The 22,301-nt window shown below is 53.7% G+C and carries 19 protein-coding genes and 3 pseudogenes; 12 read left to right on the forward strand and 10 right to left on the reverse strand.

What is annotated here, in order from left to right; translation table 11 throughout:
- Positions 1-713: 713 nt before the first annotated feature.
- The 6 genes and pseudogenes from KGB28_RS02820 to KGB28_RS02845 form a co-directional block, all read left to right on the forward strand.
- Positions 714-848, forward strand: a pseudogene (locus KGB28_RS02820) (IS3 family transposase); the annotation flags it as partial.
- 560 nt (positions 849-1,408) lie between these two features.
- Entirely contained in the window at positions 1,409-1,774 is a 366-nt protein-coding gene (locus KGB28_RS02825) for an HD-GYP domain-containing protein (protein ID WP_411740569.1), read from the forward strand.
- Between the two features lie 169 nt (positions 1,775-1,943).
- Positions 1,944-3,338, forward strand: a complete 1,395-nt coding sequence (locus tag KGB28_RS02830; RefSeq protein ID WP_223442071.1) for a diguanylate cyclase — start codon at positions 1,944-1,946, stop codon at positions 3,336-3,338.
- 85 nt (positions 3,339-3,423) lie between these two features.
- Positions 3,424-4,674 (forward strand): glycosyltransferase family 2 protein, encoded by a 1,251-nt coding sequence (locus tag KGB28_RS02835; protein ID WP_411740570.1) that lies wholly within the window; start codon positions 3,424-3,426, stop codon positions 4,672-4,674.
- 1 nt (position 4,675) lies between these two features.
- On the forward strand, positions 4,676-6,802 hold the full coding sequence (locus KGB28_RS02840; RefSeq protein ID WP_223442075.1) for a TolC family protein: 2,127 nt from the start codon (positions 4,676-4,678) through the stop codon (positions 6,800-6,802).
- Between the two features lie 7 nt (positions 6,803-6,809).
- On the forward strand, positions 6,810-7,856 hold the full coding sequence (locus tag KGB28_RS02845) for an HlyD family secretion protein (RefSeq protein WP_223442077.1): 1,047 nt from the start codon (positions 6,810-6,812) through the stop codon (positions 7,854-7,856).
- Positions 7,857-7,930: 74 nt separating this feature from the next.
- Here the strand turns inward: KGB28_RS02845 and KGB28_RS02850 are convergent.
- Positions 7,931-8,096 (reverse strand): annotated as a pseudogene (locus KGB28_RS02850) (DUF3144 domain-containing protein); the annotation flags it as partial.
- Positions 8,097-8,278: 182 nt separating this feature from the next.
- Here KGB28_RS02850 and KGB28_RS02855 point away from each other — a divergent pair.
- The 5 genes and pseudogenes from KGB28_RS02855 to KGB28_RS02875 all read left to right on the forward strand — a co-directional run.
- Positions 8,279-9,709 (forward strand): IS1182 family transposase, encoded by a 1,431-nt coding sequence (locus KGB28_RS02855; RefSeq protein ID WP_223442079.1) that lies wholly within the window; start codon positions 8,279-8,281, stop codon positions 9,707-9,709.
- Between the two features lie 293 nt (positions 9,710-10,002).
- Positions 10,003-10,305 (forward strand): IS66-like element accessory protein TnpA, encoded by a 303-nt coding sequence (tnpA, locus tag KGB28_RS02860; RefSeq protein WP_223442087.1) that lies wholly within the window; start codon positions 10,003-10,005, stop codon positions 10,303-10,305.
- Between the two features lie 167 nt (positions 10,306-10,472).
- Positions 10,473-11,990, forward strand: coding sequence for a diguanylate cyclase (locus tag KGB28_RS02865; RefSeq protein WP_223442090.1), 1,518 nt, complete (start codon positions 10,473-10,475; stop codon positions 11,988-11,990).
- Complete coding sequence (locus tag KGB28_RS02870; RefSeq protein ID WP_223442093.1) at positions 11,971-12,171, forward strand: hypothetical protein; 201 nt, start codon at positions 11,971-11,973, stop codon at positions 12,169-12,171. Before KGB28_RS02865 ends, KGB28_RS02870 begins: the two co-directional genes overlap by 20 nt.
- 335 nt (positions 12,172-12,506) lie before the next feature.
- A pseudogene (locus tag KGB28_RS02875) lies at positions 12,507-12,728 on the forward strand (site-specific integrase); the annotation flags it as partial.
- A gap of 55 nt (positions 12,729-12,783) precedes the next feature.
- On the opposite strand, the gene KGB28_RS02880 reads toward KGB28_RS02875, so the two are convergent.
- The 8 genes from KGB28_RS02880 to KGB28_RS02915 form a co-directional block, all read right to left on the reverse strand.
- The gene (locus KGB28_RS02880) at positions 12,784-14,427 is read right to left on the reverse strand and encodes a hypothetical protein (RefSeq protein ID WP_223442095.1); all 1,644 of its coding nucleotides are present in this window, start codon (positions 14,425-14,427) and stop codon (positions 12,784-12,786) included.
- 266 nt (positions 14,428-14,693) lie between these two features.
- Positions 14,694-15,833, reverse strand: a complete 1,140-nt coding sequence (gene rffA / locus KGB28_RS02885; protein WP_223442098.1) for a dTDP-4-amino-4,6-dideoxygalactose transaminase — start codon at positions 15,831-15,833, stop codon at positions 14,694-14,696.
- A 14-nt stretch (positions 15,834-15,847) separates the two neighbouring features.
- A complete protein-coding gene (locus KGB28_RS02890; protein WP_223442100.1) occupies positions 15,848-16,600 on the reverse strand; it encodes a class I SAM-dependent methyltransferase in 753 nt (250 codons plus the stop codon).
- Positions 16,601-16,617: 17 nt separating this feature from the next.
- Positions 16,618-17,580 (reverse strand): lysylphosphatidylglycerol synthase transmembrane domain-containing protein, encoded by a 963-nt coding sequence (locus tag KGB28_RS02895; protein ID WP_223442103.1) that lies wholly within the window; start codon positions 17,578-17,580, stop codon positions 16,618-16,620.
- A 133-nt stretch (positions 17,581-17,713) separates the two neighbouring features.
- Positions 17,714-17,950 (reverse strand): acyl carrier protein, encoded by a 237-nt coding sequence (locus KGB28_RS02900; protein WP_200667110.1) that lies wholly within the window; start codon positions 17,948-17,950, stop codon positions 17,714-17,716.
- A gap of 224 nt (positions 17,951-18,174) precedes the next feature.
- Complete coding sequence (locus KGB28_RS02905) at positions 18,175-18,801, reverse strand: hypothetical protein (protein ID WP_223442106.1); 627 nt, start codon at positions 18,799-18,801, stop codon at positions 18,175-18,177.
- Positions 18,801-19,697 (reverse strand): DapH/DapD/GlmU-related protein, encoded by an 897-nt coding sequence (locus KGB28_RS02910; protein ID WP_223442110.1) that lies wholly within the window; start codon positions 19,695-19,697, stop codon positions 18,801-18,803. The genes KGB28_RS02905 and KGB28_RS02910 overlap by 1 nt, the downstream gene beginning before the upstream one ends.
- Before the next feature lie 2 nt (positions 19,698-19,699).
- Positions 19,700-20,650 (reverse strand): glycosyltransferase family 2 protein, encoded by a 951-nt coding sequence (locus KGB28_RS02915; protein ID WP_223442113.1) that lies wholly within the window; start codon positions 20,648-20,650, stop codon positions 19,700-19,702.
- A gap of 515 nt (positions 20,651-21,165) precedes the next feature.
- Between KGB28_RS02915 and KGB28_RS02920 the strand changes: the two genes are divergently transcribed.
- On the forward strand, positions 21,166-21,387 hold the full coding sequence (locus KGB28_RS02920) for a hypothetical protein (protein ID WP_150759122.1): 222 nt from the start codon (positions 21,166-21,168) through the stop codon (positions 21,385-21,387).
- Between the two features lie 68 nt (positions 21,388-21,455).
- Here KGB28_RS02920 and KGB28_RS02925 read toward each other — a convergent pair whose 3' ends face one another.
- A complete protein-coding gene (locus KGB28_RS02925; protein WP_411740571.1) occupies positions 21,456-22,217 on the reverse strand; it encodes a transporter substrate-binding domain-containing protein in 762 nt (253 codons plus the stop codon).
- Between the last annotated feature and the right edge of the window lie 84 nt (positions 22,218-22,301).

Raw genomic sequence — 22,301 nt, forward strand, 5'->3', positions numbered from 1 at the left:
CCTCCTCGACATCTCTTTTTTTCATCAGCGGCCGTAAGAGCGCTTAACCAAGTGAAAGACTTGATCTGCTAACCAGGTGAATCACCAGGTCGTCGAAACGCTACTCATCCTCAACGCACGCTCGCCATTCCAGAAAGCTAACGATCTGCTCAGGTGCGCGATCCAACATGCTCACTCCATAAAGTGCATTGCTGAATCGACGTTATTGGATTGAAGCGGAGTACGTGTGCGGCTTTGATGCGAATATTTGTACAACTACATAATTTGTTACAACATGGCGCGCATCGCGCGCAGCGTCGGCTCCAAAGCATTTAGAAAACGGCGGACAGTTTTTGGGTCATCCTCAGGAATTCTGCGGTATTGCGTTATCAGCTCCTTTTCTTCGTTACTTAAAGCTCCGACAGGCGTAGGCGTTCGGACCCCAGTAACCACGAACAACACATCAATGGATCTGCTGTGGCCTGCAGGTTACTCATAGGTGCACTATTTCGAAAATCGCACGGTCCCTTCATATTGAAAGGCACCTAAGAGTTCCTCATAGGTGTCCGTCAGTGATCAGGGAGTCGTTTTTGCAGATCGAGAAGAACCTACGAGTAACTCGTAAGCGAATTGAAAAGTCCGTTTTCGCCAGAAAGCTGGACACCTCTGAGCCTGATAATGAGGCCCAAATAGGAGATGCTATGAGTCGACAGCGTTACCCCTAAGAATTCAAGATCGAAGCGGACAAGCAATTGACCGAACGCAACCTATCCGTTGCTGAAGTAGACGCATGGCTGGGCGTGTCAGTGCACAGTCTGTATGCCTGGATCAAGCTCTATAGCAAGCCCCAGACGCAGCGGCAGCAAAACGAGTAGGCTGAGCTGCGCCCGGAATTCAAGCGGGTCGCGCCCAGACCAATGGCAAGGCCTTTGTCATGAGCTGTCAAGCTGCGATTTTCGTCGAAGGTATTTCAGGAGCTGTCTCCATTGATCAATGCACTGTTATCACCAACTGATCACGGAAAGCCGAAGCGTTAACCGCGAAAGGCGTTTGGCGTCGGCTTGTCAGGCGTCCGCGCTCGATACCACAAGATATAAGTGAATTCCGCGTCAAGACCAGGAGCCCTATGTACTGGGAGAAAGCGCCCGGTTGGAGCGACTGAGTAATATCGGCATGGAGGTTCAGAGGTTTGGGGCTGAGGAATTTGCCGCTCACCAAGTAGGGACACAGACCACGCTATCCGAAGATTTGACCGGAAGCCGTCCTTAGTCGAACGGCTCCTCTTGGCCGATACCTGCACATCGCCATCGTCAGCTTTGGATCAGATACAGCCCTTCACGACGGGCAATTATCGGCTAAATCATCAGTCGCAGCTGTTAAACGCTCATCATTTGACCCTCTCAATATCGGTCATATTCTAGGATTTTGAATGTCGCCGTTCCCCAAGGAGCTTCGCCAGGCACCGGAAATGGCCGGTAATCATCACGAGAAGATGGATGGCACTGGATATCCCCGGCAATTGCGTCGGGAAAAGATGAGCCCGCTTGCAAGAATGTTGGCTATTGCGGATGTCTTCGTGGCGCTCACGGCAGCAGACCCGCCGTACAGGCGGGCGAAGAGCCTGTCCGAGGCGGTCCAGATCATGTCGATAGCCAGGGCGCAGCAGCACATCGATCCGGTATTGTTCGATCTCCTTCTGACATCCGGGGTGTACCGCCGCTATGCCGAGCGCTTCATGCAACCGGAGCAGATTGATGAAGTTGATATTGCACAGTACCTAGGGATGAACGCATGAACGTGCCGCAGGTCATCCGGCGCAACTCGGCAGCACACATCCGGAATCAGCCACGCCTCTGAAATGATCTTATGAGGCTCGTTTTGAAATAGACGATATTATAGCGAAATGCTATCATTCTCGATTTTTCTGGCTGCGAGCTATTTGTCTGCCGCTTAGGGACCACATCATGCCCACTTCAACTCCACGCATTGCTGTTCTTGGCAATTTCACTTCGGGTTTTGGTTCCTTGGAACTGAAACGCTTTGGCGATCTGGACAGCCTTTTGGCCGTTCCAGCGTTTGATGTGTTGTTGCTTGACATGCCAGGTGCCTCTGCTGGGCAATTGCTTCGTAAGCTGCGTGTAGATACTGCTTATCGATTCAGTTTGATTTACTGCTGCCGTGATTTGGACGGTTGGTGCGAAGCGCTGGGCGATGGTGCTCCCCCTGCTGATCTGCAGGAAGTAACGCCACTCTGGAGATTGTGGAGAGCACGGTTCAGACTCTTTGATAGCGGGGGGGCGTCTGATCGATTTGAAAGCCGGGTGCTTTCGTGGTTGTGGTTTCACCCCAGCGCAGAAGTGCATGCACTGCGCGACCCAGAGGTGCCTCAGCATTATCGCTACCCATTGCTGGAGGTTTTGGCCGAAGACGAGAAAGTCAATACGTTCGTCTGGTTGACGCTGATGGCCCAGCAAAACTGGCTGGAAGAAGGGGTGCTGGTCGATCGCGTCCGACTCTGTTCAGGCTGCGGTTCGGGCCGTTTGAACTATGTTGATGTATGCGCCGAATGCCAGGCCCTGGACATTTCCCGTCAGCCTTCACTGCACTGCTTTACCTGTGGCCATGTGGGTGCCCAAGAGAACTTTCTGAAAGACGGGATGTTACTTTGCCCTAACTGTCTGAACCGATTGCGACACATTGGCAGCGACTATGATCGACCACTGGAGAACTACCGCTGCCGGTCATGTCAGGCATTTTTCGTTGACGCCGATGTTCAGGCGCGTTGCCTGGATTGTGGCTTGGCACATGCACCCGACAAGCTGCGCGTACGCGAAATCAGGCACTACCGCTTGACTGAAGCAGGTCGTTTACGCTGCCGCCAAGGCTTTGACAATGAGCTTGGCGGGCTCAATCACTTCGGCCAACTCAATTTACTGGGTGGCAAAGATTTCTATGACCTGCTCACTTGGCAAATTCAGATCGTACGACGCTATCAACAGCCGGCGTTTTCACTGATTGGCCTGCGCTTCGTCAACATGACCGATACGTTGCTTCGACTTGGCGAGCACCGCGGGCATGCCTTCGTCGACAGTCTGGTCGATCGTTTACAGGAAACAGTCAGGGAAACCGATCGATGCTCTCGAAGCTCGGAAGAGTTCCTCTGGCTCATGCTCCCGCACACGGGGGCCGAAGGATTGCTGAGTGTCAAACAACGTCTGGCAAAGGTTGCCGAGTTGTTCTCGGGACCTGAGGTCAGCCAGATATCTCTTCGTATCGTCAGCTTCACTGCGCCGCAGGATCTGCTTGAACAAGAGGACGGCGAATTGTTGTTGGCCCGTCTGGCCAGCGAACTGGCTTGAGGCTGCAATGAATCCACTCTTCGATCAGACTCAGGAAATACTCAATCAACTGGCGGGACCAGGTGGTGTGAGTCGATTGTTCTATATGCTCTTTCCGTATTTCCTGCTGCTTGAATTACCGTTCAATACTCTGGTGTTGCTGGGCGTATTGCGCTGGTTCGTGCGACGCCAGTCCTATCGCCCACAACACAGCCTTTATCAACCGAAAGTCTCTTGCATCATCACCTGTTACAGCGAAGGGATGGATGTGCAGCAGACGCTGTTGAGCCTGTGCGAACAAACCTATCCCGGACACATCGAGATGATACCGGTGGTGGACGGCGCTACCCTGAACCAGCCGACGCTGCATGCGGTACGGGACTTTCGGGTAGATCCTGCTTTGTATCCACGGCGGCATCTTCGTCCGATTGCCAAGTGGCAGCGTGGCGGCCGAGTGTCTTCATTGAATGCCGGTCTGGCGCATGCTAGCGGTGAGATTGTGATGGCCCTGGATGGTGACACGTCGTTTGACAACAATATGGTCAGTGCCATCGTGCGGCATTTTGCGGACCCGACGGTGCCAGCGGTGGCTGGCAGCTTGCGAGTCCGTAATGCCTGGAGCTCCCTGACCGCGGCGATGCAAGCGCTGGAGTACTTGCTTTCGATCCATATGTCGAAAATCGGTTTGGCCGAGTGGAATCAGGTCAATAACATCTCCGGTGCCTTCGGCGCGTTCCGTCGCAGTTTTCTGATAAAAATTGGTGGCTGGGACACTCACACCGCGGAAGACCTCGATATAACTCTGCGCATCAAAAGTTATTTCGGGCGTCATGATTTAAGAATCCCATTTGAACCAGAAGCCATCGGCCATACCGATGCTCCAACGACATTCAAGCAGTTTCTCATGCAGAGGCTACGTTGGGATGGAGACCTTTTTTTCCTCTACGTTCGCAAGCACAGCCACAGTATTAATCCGACGCTATTAGGTTGGCGGAGCTTCTTGATGATGCTCGTCAGTGGCTTCTTTTTCCAGTTGGTGCTGCCGTTCATCATTCTTGGCTACACCTTGGTGGCATTGTTCACCCTGCCTGGCTCGACGCTGTTGGTCTTGTCGTCTCTGGTCTATCTGCTGTATCTGACGATCACCGCAATATTGTTCGGGGCCTTGCTGTTATTAGTTTCCGATCGACCTCGGCAGGACCTGCGCTTAGGGTTGCTAGTGCCGATTTATCCTCTATTCATGTTGATCATGCGCTGCTGGAGCGCAGTTGCCATGCTCAATGAGGTGTTCCGTCGTGGCCATGAGGAAAGCAGCATGGCGCCATGGTGGGTCTTGAAAAAAGCCACAAGGTTTTAAAATGCGATCGGTACTACTGGCTCTAACTTTATCGCTGTTAGCTACTTCGTTGCAGGCTCAACCGCTGACTCTTCAACAGCTGATAGATAAGCAACAATCAGATCCTCTGCTTCGTGCAGGCCAAGCTGACCTTCGAGCCCTCGAAGCAGAAGCCAAACTTCACCAGGACCGGACCGGATGGCAAGTGTTCGCCGGTGCTGGCGTCGGGCATTTTGACGAGTTGGTCACTTCAGACGTGCGCGATGATTATAACGGTCGAAATTTGAGTCTTGGTGTACGCCATCCTCTGTTGGGCAGCCTTAAGCGTCAGCTCGACCTACTGCAAACCAATCAGTACGAACGCCAACGACAGCAATCGCGGGTTGCTTTAGAGGCTGCTAGCCAGCGTCTGGCATTGCGTAGTGCTTACGCTGATTGGTGGCGCGTGCAACAGGAATCAGCTTTTTGTGATGCGCTCGTTTCTGCGGCCAAGAAGGCTGGTCAGGCGATTCGCCTGCGCATGGTAAAAGGTATGTCACGCACTTCCGAAGGTCAGTTGCAGTTGGATGAGTGGGAAGGGCTTTCAACACGATGCATGGCGCTGCCCAGGATCGAAGTCGATGTACGCGAAGACTTGGCTGGCATCAGCATGAGCGGGTTACCTGCAGGTGCCCAGGCGGTAGCCGAGCCTCTCGCGCCACAACCACAGCCATTGGTTCAATGGCAGGCGCTGTTGAATCAGCATCCAAGGGTCACGGAAAAGCAAAGCCTTCGTGATCTGGCCGACAAAGAGCGAGACAACCCCTGGTATTCGTCTATTGATTCCGATGTGGCTCTGGCCAGCACTCGGGAGTATCGCAGTGATTCGAATAAAGCGGGCAGCGGCTTGGTGGCCAGCCTCAATTTCTCTACGCCTTTCGATTTGGTCGGTAATACGCGGGCTCGCCAACAAGTCGCCGACGCACGCTACGAATCGGCGACCAACCGTGTTGAGGCCGAACAGCGCTCGTTGGGTCTGGAGCTGAGCAAGGCATTGCGCGCCCAAAACACCGCGCAAGCGTTGATCATGCAGCGCAGTCAGCAATGGCATACCGCCGCGTTGGCCCTCAATGAGGAAAAGGCTCGGAGCACGGTGGACGCGAATGGAAACTTCAATGCCCTATTGACCACCGAACGCGTTTATTTCCAGTCAGGATTCGAATTGATTGCGGCGTGGCATGCCGCCTGGTTGCGTCAGGCCGAGTTGAATCTCTTCACCGACGACAGTCCACAATTTGCTGCATTGTTGGGTGACGAACGTTTGGAGTGGTCGCCGATGATCAAGCCACCACTCTCTGCAACAGGTGCTGCCTCAACATCTGCGGCACGGCGTCAAAATGCTCCGATGGAGCCGAAAAAATGGCTTCAGGCCACCTATGTCTGGAACAGCGAAGCGTTACTGGATCCCATGCATCGTCAGGCGGAACTGCACGCATTGCGCACAGCCGGGATGCAGAAAATCTATCTCGGCCTGAACGCCGTCCAAGTCACCAATCTGTCGGCGACCCGCCAATTGCTTGAACAATTGCTCCAGGATGCTGTACGCAGTGGTCTGCAAGTGAGTCTGCTACTCGGCGACCCCAGCTGGATTCAACCGCAGCATCGCAAGCAACTGACGGATTTACTGGGAAAGCTTAATGGACTTCCGTTTGCAAGCCTTCATCTGGATCTCGAAGTCGAACAGCTCGGTATGCCGGTACCCGATCAACGCCTGAAAGACTGGCTCGACACGTTACGTGCGGCATCAGTGGCAAGCCAATGGCCAGTCGAAATATCGAGCCACCATCGCTGGTTCGTTGCGGCTCAGACCGGGCACCTCTGTGTGCCTTGTGCGCTGCCGACCATCGGGGTGCGTCAGGTCAGCCTGATGATTTACACCCATAACCCGCAACGCAGTGCACAACTGGCAGGGGAGATTGCGCAACGTTGGCCTGATCTGCAATTTCGCCTGGCTCAGAGCACTGAGCCTCAGTTGCCATCCACCGAAAGCTGGGCCGGCGCCTCCGCTGAACAATTGCAACGCCAGGTAGCGGTGTGGCGTGACCAGCTACAACCTCAGGGTCTTGCCGGTATCGATTGGCAAGCCTGGCGCGACTTCCCCAAACGGTGAGAGGCTCATGAAGATTCGTTTCGATAGTCAAAAAGAGCAAAACCCCACTCAGGAGCAAGGCCTGAATGTGCTCTACGCTCCGGGCAAACGTATGGCCTTTCGCCTACGCTGGTACCTGATCCTGTTCCTGGTGGCCAGCCCGTTACTCTGGCTTGTCGGCAAGCTGTTGTATGGCCTCTTGATGATTGACGCGCCGGCGCAGTTGCTCTTGCCTATTCAGGAGGTGCGCGCACGAGATGCCGGTCGGGTCGAGCAGCTATTCGTCACGGCGGGGGAGCACGTGCAGGCGGACCAACCGCTGGTCAACCTCGACAATCCGGAGTGGCGTGCCCGACTGTTGCAACTTGCCGCAATGCCCGTTGAAGCTGCGCGGCTTGGCGATTCCGATTTGGGCATGAAAGAGCGCCAAATGCTCAGAGCCAAGGTGGGCAGGGCAGAGCAACGTGTTCAGCAGTTGGACAGTCTTGTACAGCAAGGCGCTGCCACTCGAGGTGAGGTGCTGGCCGCACAGACCGAGCGCGATGGGTTTCGAGCGGATTTGTTGGCTTTCGAGCGTCGTGAGCAGTTAGCTCATCAATCGCCTCAAGGATTTGATCGGGAGGTGATCCAGCAAAATGCTGAACAGCAATGGCTGAAGACACGGCTGTCAGCCTTGTCAGTGACGGCGCCGCAGAGTGGTCGGATAGCAGAAGTGCTTGTTACTCAAGGAGAGAACGTCGGCCCAGGAACGTTGCTGATGCGTCTGGAGCGGGTGGCCGACCCGTTACTGTGGATTTATCTGGAGCCGCTCAACATCAACTACGCACAGATAGGTCAGCCACTGAAAGTGCACATGCCGGACGGAGAATGGCTGGATGCTCACGTGGTGCAGGCAGTAGACAGTGCCGCTCGCACGCCGACAGCTCTTCGCGGGCCATTCGCCGCGAACGAGATGGGATTGCAGGTTGCTGCCAGGTTTGATCAACCACTGCCGGTTCGCTGGAGAATCGATCAGCTGCCGTTGAGTGTTAATTTTCCCTTTGATTGGCAGCGAATACTGGGGATCAACAAATAAGCGGTCGAAACCGAGTTTTCAACCTAGGGTGGATAGAGAGGACGGGGAATCAGGGATCAGGTTACTTCGTCTACGCCCGATTTGAAGGCGCGAGTGCTCACCCAGCATTGAATCGTGCAGTGCCAAACATCATCGATGCGCTTACTTTCCAAGGTTTTCGAATACCCTAAGCTGTTCGCTTGATAGGTTTAAATGCGCATCTGCGAGATCAAAGAAAGTATTGTCGGTGACTTCTGGCATTGCTGCTTACCTTTCTGATCATTGTTAAATTGTTTCTTAATTTGAACATGTCTGAATTCTGCTTGCTACAAAACGGAATGAAGAATGCCATTGGTTGATGTCCGCTTTTGGCCCAGAGTGTGTAAAAACGCCTTCGTGAACCCTTGCTATGATTTCTGAGGATTTCATCGTAGGGATCGCCCATGAAGCGCTTTATCCAAGGTGAACATCGAGGCCAAGGCACCTTACTTCCCGAGAGCCTCGACGACTACGTCAGCGATACCAACCCGGTGCGCGTAGTCGACGTCTTCGTCGATGAACTTGACCTGGTCAATTTGAGTTTTGAAGGTGCCATCCCGGCGGATACTGGCCGGCCTGCTTACCACCCCGCGATCTTGCTGAAGATCTACATCTACGGCTATCTCAACCGCATCCAGTCGAGCCGACGTTTGGAGCGAGAAGCTCAACGCAACGTCGAGCTGATGTGGTTGACCGGACGTTTGATGCCGGATTTCAAGACCATCGCCAACTTCCGAAAAGACAACAGCAAGGCCATCCGAGGCGTCTGTCGCCAGTTCGTCGTGCTGTGTCAGCAATTGGGACTGTTCGGAGAACATCTGGTCGCCATCGATGGCAGTAAATTCAAAGCAGTCAACAACCGCGACCGCAATTTCACCAGCGCCAAACTGAAGCGGCGAATGGAAGAAATTGAATCGAGCATCAACCGTTACCTGACGGCACTCGATGCTGCTGATCGGCAAGAACCAACCGCTTCCGAGCCCAATGCCGTGCGGCTGGAAGAGAAAATCGTCAAGCTCAAAACTCAAATGAAGGAGCTTCAGGCGATCGAAATCCAGCTCAATGAATCGCCGGATAAACAGGTCTCACTGACCGATCCAGACAGCCGCTCCATGATGACGCGCGGCACGGGAATCGTTAGCTACAACGTGCAGACGGCGGTCGATACGCAGCACCATTTGATCGTTGCACATGAGGTGACCAACGTCGGTTCCGACCGCGATCAACTCAGCTCAACGGCCAAGCAGGCCCGCGAGGCGATGGCGTCAGAAACGTTGTCGGTAGTGGCTGACCGAGGTTACTTCAAAAGCGAAAAAATCCTGGCTTGTCACGATGCAGGCATCATCGCCTACGTGCCCAAGCCAATGACCTCTGGAGCCAAGGCTGACGGGCGTTTCAATAACGATGCGTTCGTCTATGACGCGGCAAAAAACCAATACATTTGCCCGGCTGGAGAGGCGCTGATCTGGCGCTATTCCAACATTGAAAAAGGCCTGAAGTTGCATCGTTACTGGAGTTCGAAATGCCAGGGCTGCGCGTTGAAAGCACAGTGCACGCCGAGCACGGAACGACGAGTTCGACGCTGGGAGCATGAAGCCGTATTGGAGGAGATGCAGCTTCGGCTGAGCAACGCGCCAGAGATGATGCGAGTCCGAAAACGGACGGTTGAGCATCCCTTCGGGACGCTCAAACAATGGATGGGTGCGACGCACTTCCTGACGCGGAAGCTGGCCGGGGTGGGTGCGGAGATGAGTTTGAATGTGCTCGCCTACAACATGAAACGGGTCATGAAAATCATCGGTGCTAACGGTTTGATGAAGGCGCTGTCGGCATAAAAAAGGCTGATTTTGGCCCATCCCAGAGGCTGTAAAAACAGCATTGACGTGTTCCAGGTCGCGACCGATGCGGCCCGCAGTATTGACCGTGCGATCGCTCGGTCAACGAACCTCGATGATCCAAGATGATGAGGCCATGAGCGTTTTTACACACTCTGGGCCGATTTCTGCCCTCGGCGAGAGGCAGAAAACGGTAAGCGTCCTGGGAACACACCTTCCGAACTCCAGCTTTAAGGGCGATGGTGTCCGCGTATTTTTAAGCGGACGCGATAGCCCTTAACGTCAGGATTTCCATGCGCCAACGAAGCTCTTATCCGAAACCCTTCAAGGCCCAGGTTGTTCAGGAATGCCTGCAACCGGGCGCAACGCTATCCAGCGTCGCCATCAGCCACGGCATCAACGCCAACGTGATCCGCAAGTGGCTGCCGCTTTACCGAGAACAGCCGCCAGTGGCTTTGCCGGCTTTTGTTCCTTTGAGAGCCGCCCCCAAACGGCCAGAGGAAGCGTCGGCGACTATCGAGCGGCGCACTCAGTCTTATCGCTGCGTCGCCATGTGTGAGCCTACTTTCTCGAAGTCTCTGAATCGCATCGCCTAGACACCTTGATGCGAAGCAAAATGTACCTTTTCCTACCTCATAATCACTTGCTGCAGCGATCCACCACTACTTGTATCCTTGTTCAATTAGAGGACGAATGGCTGCAGCTATTGGCTTGGCCCAATAGTCGCTGGAACGGAAAAATGGACTTTCCATAAGGTAGTAACGTGAAGCGTGATACCCATCTTGCTGTGCTTTTGCTGTTGGTTATCGGTTGTTCCCTGGCGTCACTGACTGTCTGGAAGGTATTGGCCTCTCGAGATCGAGCACTGGAGGACGTGGATGTCCATGGCTTGAACCTTACCCAGGCGCTTGCCACTTACTCCGAAGGCATTGTCCGGCAAAGCTCGCTGCTTTTGCTCGGGCTTGTCGAACGCCTGGAAACCGAAGGTAGCGGCCCTGCGCAGATTCAGCGGCTCAGTGCATTGGTCAACCGCCAGGTGCCGCTGATGCCACAGCTCAGTGGTATCACGATCTACGATAATCAGGGACGTTGGTTGATGTCCTCCAACCGGCCGATTCCAGCCGGGGTGAACAGCACTGATCGTGCCTATTTCACTCATCACCGCGACGATCCATCCCGTGAGCCCTTTATCGGTCCGCCAATCCAGAGCCGTTCCAATCACGAATGGGTGATCACCGTCAGCCGTCGTTTCAATGGTCCTCGCGGCGAATTTGCCGGCGTAGTGGCGGTCACCTTGGGGATCGAAAACTTCCTGCGGTTGTTTGGAAAGATCGACGTAGGGCAGGAGGGGGCTATCGGATTGTCCTATACCGACGGTACGTTGCTGGTTCGCTATCCTTTCCGCGAGCAGGATATGGGGCGCAACTTTTCCAAGTCGCCCATCTACGTAAAGTATCTCGTCGATCGATCAGTCGGCACCGCATCGTTTACCTCCAGCCTGGACGGCGTGGAGCGGCTATACGCCTTCCAAAAGAGTGACCGGCTGCCGCTGGTCACTACTGTGGCACTCGGCAAGCGCGAAGCCCTCGCCGCGTGGCGAACGGAGGCATTGCTGTCCGCGGTGGTGGTGACGGGGCTGCTGGGACTTACCGGACTCATCGGTTGGTTTTTGATCCTGGATATCCGTCGACGTACCAAGGCAGAAGATCAGTTGCGTGGGACTCAGCAGCAGTTGCTCTCATCGAATCGGCAACTTGAACTGCTTGCGATGAAGGATGCCCTTACCAGTTTGGCAAATCGGCGCTGTTTCGATGAGAGCCTTGCCATGGAAGCTCGGCGAGCACAGCGTGAGGGAACGACGTTGGCATTGCTGATGATTGATATCGACTACTTCAAGCGCTTTAACGACTCGTTCGGGCATGTGGCTGGAGACGCATGCCTGCAGACGGTTGGCAGGATTTTCGAGGCGTGCGTAAGGCGACCGTCAGATCTGGTGGCGCGTTATGGCGGAGAGGAGATTGGTATCATTATGCCTGACACCGACAGTGACGGTGCCGCGGTGGTGGCGCAATTTATTCTCGACCGTTTGAAGCAAGAGAATATTGCGCACAACTCCAGCCCGTTCGGACGGCTAAGTGTGAGCATTGGGATTGCTACAGCCACGGGTTCCCAACTGAACCATTTGCAAGGGTTGATCGAGGTGGCAGATCAGGCTCTGTACAACGCCAAGGCGTTGGGACGTAACCAGTTTGTGAGGGGGGATGGTGACGAAAGGCAGTGATCGGCCGATTCTGTTGAAAAAGTCGGCCATTGTTTCCGCAGCTGAAAAGTACGCGTTCGAGATTGAAATCTTTGCTTTCGGCAGAGGTTTCCAGGCGCAGATTTCACGCAGCAGCGTGCAAAAAAAGCGTTTTCACCGGTCAATGATCAGGCCGTTTTGGATGACCGACTTTTTCAACTGAATCGGCCGATTTCTGCCCGTCGCCAAGGGACTAGGGGGCTGAGCAATTTGAGGGGGGGGGCCTAACAAATAGCGTTGGTACGAAAGTGGTACGAAGAAAATTTTGTGGCTCTGGAGGCCTTTGTTTGCTTTCTTTTTCGTCTTAGTAGTTCCAATCCATCATGGGTGCAACAGAAAACCTCCTGGATACCGAATCTGCTGGATAGGCCAGGTTTTCTGTGGTTTTCATCGGCATTTAGCTACTTCTCATTTGCTACGGTTTGCTACGGTTTTTGCTTAATATTGAGAGAGCCTTGCTGCTATGTAGCAACGCAAACCACTCGTGTAGCAAAATCCATGGGGTCGATCACCGTTCGCAAGCGCAAGGATGGCTCTGCAGCGTACACCGCACAGATCCGCATCATGCAAAAGGGTGTGACAGTTTATCAGGAAAGCCAGACCTTCGATCGCAAGACCGCGACCCAGGCCTGGCTCAAGCGGCGCGAAGCTGAGCTGGCCGAACCTGGTGCAATTGCCAAGGCTCATCGCAAGGGCGTGACGGTCAAGGAAGTGATCGAGCCCCCTCGGCCTCCCGTTTCCGGGGTGCCGAGGGCACTAATGCCGGTAACGCTAGTCAGATCTTGCCGAAATTGACACAGCAGTAGCCCATATCGTCCTTCTCTTGCGCCTGCCGGAATTCATACGGCACCCATTCGCAACGCGTGATCAGGCCTGGGCTATTCAGCCCTTTGAGAAATGGCAGCAGCCTGCCGTTGCTCAAGTCGCCACCGTAGCCGAACTCAGACACGTAGAGCACGTGGATCGGTTGCTTGTCGCGCAAAAAGGCGAAATATGTCATGTGGTCCACTACGACATTTTCTGCCGACTCCGCAGGAATACCACATGACACCCCCAGCTTACTGATTGAATCCAGGTGAAGCAGAGACCCCAGCACCGGAATCGAAAGCGGCTGCCCGGGCAAACTCGATTGCGCGAAGGAGGAGTTGCGTGTGATGCCAGGGGTCACGAGGGTTAACAGTGTCACCATCGATGCCATGGAAAGCAGCATTAACAGTGAATAGGCTAATAGTGTGGGTGTGTTACTCAGCTTCACTGCGCGCCGGGAGTGCATCAACAGGGCTGCGATGATGATCGACACAGGCATGAATTGATTAGCTGCATAAAAATTCTGGATGTTGTAAAAAAACGCATTGATTAAATCTGCGCCGACCAACAACAGCGCCAGCACGACAGACGCAGACACTTGGCGGCGAGCCAGTTGCAACAGAAATACCGGGATGCTTACAACGTGGATTCCGATAATAAACGCGTACAGAAAATAATAAATGGCAAGATTGAGGTACGGTAACGCTTCAAAGCTACCGACCATAGGAGGCAGCCAGCCCGATTGAAAAGTTTCATTAAAGGTCAGATGTATCAACAACCGGTCAGGAAAGCTTATTAAGTTGTTGTATGCGGCGCTGAGAAACTCAGCCGGTGCAGAGAACAGCAAACCCGGTAACAATGTGTTGAACGCCAGCATTTTTTGAATGTTCGGCGCATCCTGACAGCCCGCCAGCGCGCTGAAATAGTGAAAGGTCTGAACGCACAGAACCACGACGAACAGCCACAAGCCATAGCGAATCGCTTTGTGGTACGTTGCCGTCGCGAACCACACGGCCGCTAGCGCGAATGGCGCATAGAACAAGCTCTTCGGGTGAGCATAGAAAAATAATGTCAGCAACAATGCAAGCCCAACAGTCATTGCCACCTGCGCGCGCGCAGACTTCTGCTCCTTGAAGAAGAGTGCCAACAAACAAAGCACCAGGATCAGCAGCATCAGAAGTTGTTCAGGGCGCGACAAGGCCCACAGATAGGGTAGGACGCCCAGTGAAGCCACCGCCACCAATCCAGCGAAACGCTGAAGAGCCCCTCCAACATCACGCGCCTGCGCCAAGCACCAATACGCGAGCAAGGCAAACCAGATCAGCGATAAAGAAATCCCGCTCACTCTCAAGCCAAAAGGACCCAGGTGGGCATAGATCGCCGACAGTAATATACCGGCCGGATAAAATACCCATGAAACTGTCCGCCCTGCAGTTGTTGTGCATTGTGGAAAAAGGGTGACCGCATTTCCGCCCTCCAGAAAGAGCCGCGCAACCCTGAATTTTGTCATGACTTCATCGGAGTAAACCGGAAGAAATACCCCGCTCAGTAATACAGCAAAGAACAATGCCAGAACAATTATTGGAATTTTATTTGTTAAAACATCTCTCATTCTTCAACACCCAGTCGATTTAAAAATCGATTATTCTATCTTCGTCAGTAAAGGCTTATTAATCGGCGCCAATGATAGCCCAATCCCAGCATTGAGCCTGCATTGTATCCATCGAACCTGAAAGCTCTCTGGAAACTCCGGGTAAGCCCTCGGATGTGCTGAGCGGTTAGTTCATTTATCTACTGGTAACGATATACCGTGCGTCCAATGTCATGGGTGCAGCTACGCAGTGTGTAGATCAGCATTTGCACGCCGCGTGTTCCCCTTCAGGAAACGGCGCGCTGTAGCGAGTCGACGACACCTGCCTGTTGTTCCGTTGTCAGCCCCACCCACAGTGGCAAGCGAATCAAGCACTCCGACAGGGTGTCTGTATTTGTCATCGCGCCATGTTGTCGGCCGTAGCGCAGTCCTGCCGGTGAGGAGTGCAGCGGTACGTAATGGAACACCGGGTGGATATTGTCGTGTTTGAGTTTCTCTAGCGTGCGTTGGCGATCGATGCCGGGAGCAAGCAAGACATAGTACATGTGTGCATTGTGTGTGCATTCTGCGGGAATGATCGGGCGGCGTACTGCGCCTGCCAATTCAAGCCCTTCGAGCGCTTGGTGATAGTGGTTCCAGCTGTCCAGGCGATTTTGTGTAATCGACTGTGCCTCTTCCAGTTGCGCCCAAAGAAAAGCGGCGGTCAATTCACCTGGCAGGTAGGATGAGCCGACTTCCTGCCAAGTGTACTTGTCCACTTCACCTCTGAAGAAACGGCTGCGGTCCGTACCTTTCTCCCGAATGACCTCGGCGCGTAATGACAGTGTCGGGTCGTTAACCAATAGCGCGCCGCCTTCGCCGGATATCACGTTCTTGGTTTCATGGAAGCTATATGCGCCCAGATCACCAATACTGCCCAAGGCTCTTCCTTTATAGGAGGCCATGACCCCCTGCGCAGCATCCTCAACCACGCGGAGACCGTGCCGGCGGGCGATCTGCATAATCGTGTCCATTTCGCATGCGACGCCAGCGTAGTGAACCGGAACGATTGCCTTGGTGCGAGGGGTAATCGCAGCCTCAATCAAGCGTTCGTCCAGGTTCAGTGTGTCTTTTCTGATATCGACAAACACCGGTACTCCACCGCGCAATACAAAAGCGTTAGCAGTGGAGACGAAGGTGTAAGAGGGCATGATGATCTCATCCCCAGGTTCAATATTGAGCAATAGGGCTGACATTTCCAGGGCAGCAGTACATGAGTGCGTCAACAGTACCTTTTCGCTGGCGGTGTACTGTTCAAGCCACTGATGGCAACGTCGAGTGAAGGGGCCGTCACCAGCAAGCTTATTAAGGAACTTTGCTTCTGCAATATAGTAAAGTTCCTTTCCCGTCATGAAAGGGCGATTGAAGGGAATTTTAAAGTCGCTCACTGTAGGTCTCCAGATTATGGTTTTTTGGCTAACAGCAAGAGTGAACCACCGAGAGGAAAGGTGATGCCTGCCTTCAAAAGGCCGAGCTCTATCTTCATAACGAACTCAAGGAGCCGATTGGTCCGGTCAGAAATATCGAACTCGCTGTTTACTTGCGCATTTTTTTGACCGGGGCGCTGTCGTGCCAGCCACATCAAGGAGACGAGCAGGGTGACAAAGGATGTGACGTATTGAACCTCAAGGCCGGCGCGGCCTACCTTGTCGACAAGCTCGCGGCGCGTGTAGCGGCGCACATGACAGGCGCGTTCATCCGCAGCGGACCACAGCCAGCGGTGCTGGGGAACGGTCAGCAATAGATGACCATCCTTATGCAGTGCGCGGGAAAGATTCGCCAGTACCTGTTCATCTTCATCGATATGTTCGATGACATCAAAAGCGCCAATTACATCAAATCGCTCTGCATCGTTCATGGCGCGCGCGTCCAGCTTTTCAAAGCTTGCGCTGGGCACGCGTCGACGTGCATGCATCAGGCCTTCTTCGAAAAACTCGGTGCCGGAGAGTGTCGTTTCGGGAAATTCCTGGTGAATCCCTTCCAGCACAAAGCCGGTACCGCAACCAATCTCCAGGAAATTCCGGATTTTGCCGATGCGAGATTTCAGCACCCAAATGATCACGCGGTTACGGGCGCGAAACCACCAGTGGCGTGCCTCTGCCTGGGCAAGCGCCTCAAAGGCGGACTTGGGGAACGGGGTGCGATCTGGGGACATCAATCTGGCTCTCTGTTTTAGTTTTTATCTTTCAGGCGATTTTCCTGAATAGTATCCCACAAGTAAATAAAGCCACCGCAAGCGGCAGGGATCAGGACCATTAGAATGTAATTTGCCAGGGAGGCGCCCACGGCTATATTGGCTGGGACGTCAAGTAGACCATAAAAATAAACAAAAAAACCTTCGCGTACCCCAAGCCCACCCACTGTTATTGGAACCATGGTCAGGATGGCGATGACCGGATAGAGAGCAAAGTGCTGAATGAAGGGGATGTCATAGCCGTAGGCACGAAATACCAAATACACTACCGATATCAGGGATATTTGATAGCAGCAGATAAAAAGCAGGGATGACGTGAGCGCCTGCCGGTAGGGGAAGTTAATCGTGCTGGCATGAAGTTTCTGAATATACCCCAGCAATAGAGAAAGTAACGGGTTATTGACGGTGCGGCCGCTATAAAGTGTATGGATTTTTTCGCTGGTCAATATTATTTGGGCCACTACGGCTATGCTGCTGACGGCGCCGACGGTCATGATGAGCAGCGCGTAGTTGTCTGATGCAGGCAAGAAGGGCAGGGCAAAAAGGGTAAAGGTACATAACACCAATAGTCCAATCATGCGCTCAATGATTACCGTACTGCCTGCGGTACCCCGCTTTTTCGGGTGGCGTCGTTCGATGTGAAACATACGAAAGGCATCCGCTCCCTGTGATGAGGGCAAAATCAAACCTTGAAATTGAGAAACCAGGTTTATTTTCCAGAGGCTTGCTAACGCTTCGTCAATCGAATTGAGCCGCAGGAACACTTGCCAGCGGTTGACAGAAAAAAAAGAACTCAAAGTGATTGGGATAACAGCCGCCAGCGCAAGGTAGTGCCATGCTGTAATGTCGCTGATTAATGCCGTTAGTTTAAGATCAAATGTGTGTATAAGAAATGCACAGATAAAAAACGCGATCAACAATTTCAAAAACGTCAAAGGCATGCAGGGTGCTCAACGTAGGAGGGTGAGGCTAACGCTGTGTAGATAATAGGTAGGCGAACCCTGTCACGGTCGAGAACGGCATGAGGGAGAGTGGACATGCTGTCTGCCTCCCCTACATGACAAGGGATGTCGGTTATTGCAGTTTTGATTTTATGTAATCGGCCAGGTCATTGATGGTTTTAAGGCCTTCAATATCCTCGTCAGGTATCTCGATGACGTAGTGATCCTGGATAGACAGAATGATATTGAACATGCCGAGAGAGTCAACACCCTGGTCGCTGAGGCTAATATTGTCACGTAGCGTTGAGGCATCTGCTACAACATCAGCCTGGGAAATGATGTTGATAAGTTGTTCTTTTGTCTGGGGCATGGTTAGTAATTCATCGTATAGGTGTTGAAGTTACCCCGGCCGGTACGTTTGTACTGCGGGAGGGAAGCTTTGTGGCATTGCTGGCAGTTGACGAGGTTGGCTGCTTCAAAAAGATGTAGCACATTAGCAGCTGTCGAGAGAGGCGTGTAGTGTTGATCGTCGAGCCATAAGCCTCGCTGAACTGGCACCTCGCCTTGCTGCAAGGTTCGTGTGCCAGCGGTAGGCTACTCGACCTTGAGGGCGCTGAAGTAGAGCATGCCGATATGTTCTGCATTGAGCTCAATGCGACTACGGGTCAATCGAGTGCCGAGCGTCTGCTCAAGTGTCAGCCCTACCCCGCTCAAGTCAGAACACGGCGGCCACTTCGGGCTTTCCCAGCGACAGAAAACCCACTGGCTGCCACTGGGTATGCTCAATTCCTTGAGAAGCAGTGCCTTGTTCATGGATACCAGCACTTCGATCGGTGAGAGGTCATCTGGCATGGTCGTCAGGCTCACTGACCGATGGGCGGGTGTGAAAACACATTGTTTTTCAACCAGCGACTCGTCGTAAGCACGTCGTGTATTGGCGCAACCTTCGGCTTGAATCAATTTGCCTTCATGATCAATGCCATCGAGTTGAAAGGTGAAGGTAGCGACAGCCTCACCTGACAATGATCGAGGGGCTGGTCTCGGCCACCAGTGACAGGTGAGTAGGTGGTTGGTCATTCTACTGATTCTGAAGTCCAGCTTTTCGATCCGTGCGTGCGGCGCATGGCGAGTGATGGCCTGCATCGTGGCATTGAGCATGTCGGACCCGTGTATGTAGGTTCGTTCGCCTTTGAATCCCAGTGATAGCTCGGTGAAGTGCATCACTTTTGTTTCCTGAGGTGGGCTGTCATGTTAGCCCTGTGATTGATTGCGAAGTTTCCAGAAACGACGCTGTTTGGCGCGATGTCGCTGATGACAACCGAGCCCATTTTTATTTGTACCGCGTCGCCAATCACAAGGCCCTGTGCGATGGAGCAAGAGGCGCCAACCCATGCGCCGGCCCCCAGGCGTGTGCGTCCTGCAATAACGGTATTGCCAGAAATCACAGAGTTCTTGCCAATCACGGCGCCATGACCAATGTTGGTCATGATGCCGATCTGGCAGTTTTCGCTGATGGTTGTCGGCTGCTGGAACAAGGACCTCGCGATTACTGCGCCAGCCAGTATCTGGCAACCCGATTCAATGCGTACACCGCCCTGATGTTTGACCACCATCAGCGTGCCGTTGTCGTTGCGTAGCGTGATCAAGCCCTCGGCGCCTACAACGGCATTTGAACCGATGTAGACATTGTCTCCGATCTCGACAGGGCCTTCGATCACCACATTTGCTGAAATTTCGACATTGTTACCCAGTGTGGCCAGTGGCGAGATAACGGCGCTGGGGTGCAGGGTGCAATTGTCGCCGATGCTCGGTGACTGCGCAGTTGCGCACTTTGTCTCCTCACTCAAGCGGTTGTAGAGGCGGAAAAAAGAGGTGCGTGGGTCGGCACAGAATACAATTGATTTTTCAGTCGCTAATTCTTCATTTTTTAAACTTTCGGGGCACAGGACACACGCGACGTTGGGCGTAGCCAAAGCCTTTTGCAAATAGTGCAAGTTCTGACAGTACACCAGTGCGCCTGGTGTTTGCGCATCGATTTCGTCGAGGTGTGCAAAGACCCCATTGTTTAAAATGTGTTCAGCAGGGAAATAATCCACGACGCGGTAAGCGGATGTCATCTTTACTCCACATGCTCTTCAATAATGGGGAATTGGCTAAGGTGGGTTGCATTTTCGACCAGTCTTCCGAGGTACTCGCCTTGCACACCTAGTGCCAGAAGGATGTTACCGGCGAGGAATGACAGCAAGATCGCCAGCGACGCCCAGCCTGGCACTACATGATCGGTCAGGAGGGTGCGCAACAGAACATACATAGCGAATAAAATGCTCGACGCGCTGACCAAAAAGCCCCAGATCGACACGTAGCGAAGTGGCAACAGGGAGTAATTGACGATAAGGAACGAAAGCGTTTTGAACATCTTGCCAAGGGTATAAGTGCTCGGGCCGCCATCGGCGCGCGGCGCGTGGCGAATGCTCACGTTCGCCATCATGCTGACGGGCACCGAATTAAAAAGCATCGCGGCGATATGTGGGTGTGAACCCTGGTATCTGGCGAGCTGTCTAGCCACCTGTTGACTCATGGCCCTGTAGCTCGAGAGGCTGAAACCGGTCGGTTTGCCCATGACCTTGCTAACCAGTTTCTGGTTGATGCGCGAAGCAATGTTGCGCCAGGCGCTGTGCTGTTTTTCAGCCTTCGGGATCTTTCCGATGACGACATGCTTGCCGGCTTGAAGTTGATCAATAAACAGGGGGAGGTCTTCGGGGAAGCACTGCAGGTCATCGTCGATTGTCACGACATAGCGTTTGCAGGCATAGCCGATGCCGCACAACGTAGCATGCTGTTGCCCCTTGTTCTTCGCGAAGCGAACGACTTTGACTCTGCGGTCTTGTTCGTGCAGTGCCAGAGCGGCAAGCCACGTCTGGTCCGGGCTCGCGTCATCGACAAGAATAATCTCCCAGTCGTCGCAAATCTGATCAAGAGTCGCGCGCGCGCGCTCGTAAAATTGCGGGAGCGTACTTGCGCTTTTGTAAACGGGTACCACCAAGCTTACTGAGACGGTTTTATCAATCACCTTGAGCCTCATCCTGATCATTCGATTGTGCGATGACGCATGCTGCTAACGCGTCCTGTCTGGATTTTACAGGCTTGTAGAGTTGTTGTTTGCTACTTGGCATCACGTGCAGCGGGGTGGCATGCCATATGCCAACCGATTGGCAGTCCTCAGGGAACCGGCCACCGAACGAAGCAGGTTGATAGGTCGGTTAAAGGCGCGGATTTTAAGCTAAGGGGGGGAGAGGTGTCACGGTGCTGGAAACTTTACCTCTCGTTTTCAATCTGGTCGGGGTGTAGTGGTCTTCAGTCTGGCGTTGTCGATTCAGCAACTGGCTGTGGTGGGGGAGTTGTTAGTGAATCGAACATTGGACAATGTCGATCCGCAAGGTGTTGGGGGGTGAGATATCGCCAGGTGCACACGGTTCCTGAACCAACGCTGACTTGGCGAAAAGTTTCATGATGTGTCGTTGAAGTGAGGCATAGGATGACCGCCAAAGGTCACGTCCCCGCGCCTCAACCCACAGGATTAAAAAAATGATCGCAAACCTGGTCAAAGTTTCGCTGATGGCTGGTGCTTTGTTGTTGAGCGCCTGTTCGGGTGTGAGCTCTCATAGCGATTATTCGACCGACTCGGTGCAGCCGGCCGGCTTTGGCCCGGGGCCGACCAACAGCAACCCCGACAAGATGAGTTTCCATGGCAGTGCGCTTGGCAATAGCTTTGGCGAATACGGTTCAGGTTTGCTGCACGACGATTGATACGCGGTCCGCAATGAAAAAGGGCGCTCCTTTGGTAGCGCCCTTTTTTTGTGAGCAAAAACGATCCGTTACTTGGCGTCAGGCACCGCCAGCCATTGGCGCAGGATCTTCTGGTAGTTGCCCGTCGCCTTGGCCAAATGCAGCCACTGATCGACGTACAGCTTCCAGGTGATGTCGTCGCGGGGCAGCAAGTAGGCTTTTTCGCCGTATTGCAGGTAGTGCGTGGGGTTGACCGCGCACAGGCCCGGCTTGAGCTTCTGCTGATACAGCGCCTCCGAGGCGTCGGTGATCATCACGTCGGCTTTTTTATCCAGCAGTTCCTGAAAGATGCTCACGTTGTCGCGCAACTGCAATTGCGCCTTGGGCAGGTAGGCGTGGACGAACGCTTCGTTGGTGCCGCCGGCGGGTTCGACCAGGCGAACCGAGGGTTGGTTGATCTGTTCGACGGTCTGGTACAGCGCCTGGTCTTCGCAACGCACCAACGGGATTTTGCCGTCGACGTCCAGGATGCTGCTGAAGAAGGCTTTTTTCTGCCGTTCCAGGGTGACCGAGATGCCGCCCATGGCGATGTCGCACTTGCCGGCAAGCATGTCGGGCATCAGGGTTTTCCAGGTGGTGGGCACCCACTCGACCTTGACGCCAAGGCTGTCGGCCAGGGCGCGGGCCATGGCGATGTCGATGCCGGAATGCTCGCCGTCCTCGGCTTTGAGGGTGTAGGGCTTGTAGTCGCCGGTGGTGCAGACGCGCAGTTGTCCCTGTTGCATGACGCTGTCCAGATGCGACGGTTCTGCCTGGGCGCCAAGGGAGAGTGCGAGCAAGCCGCCGAGCATCATTGCTCTTTTGATTTTCGTCATTGTTATCGGGCTTTTGTGCTGGAGTGGTTTTGAAGCGGAGAGTGTAGTGAAACTTTCACC

Source organism: Pseudomonas sp. BF-R-19 (genome assembly GCF_019956445.1).
Classification (GTDB): Bacteria; Pseudomonadota; Gammaproteobacteria; order Pseudomonadales; family Pseudomonadaceae; genus Aquipseudomonas; species Aquipseudomonas fluorescens_BH.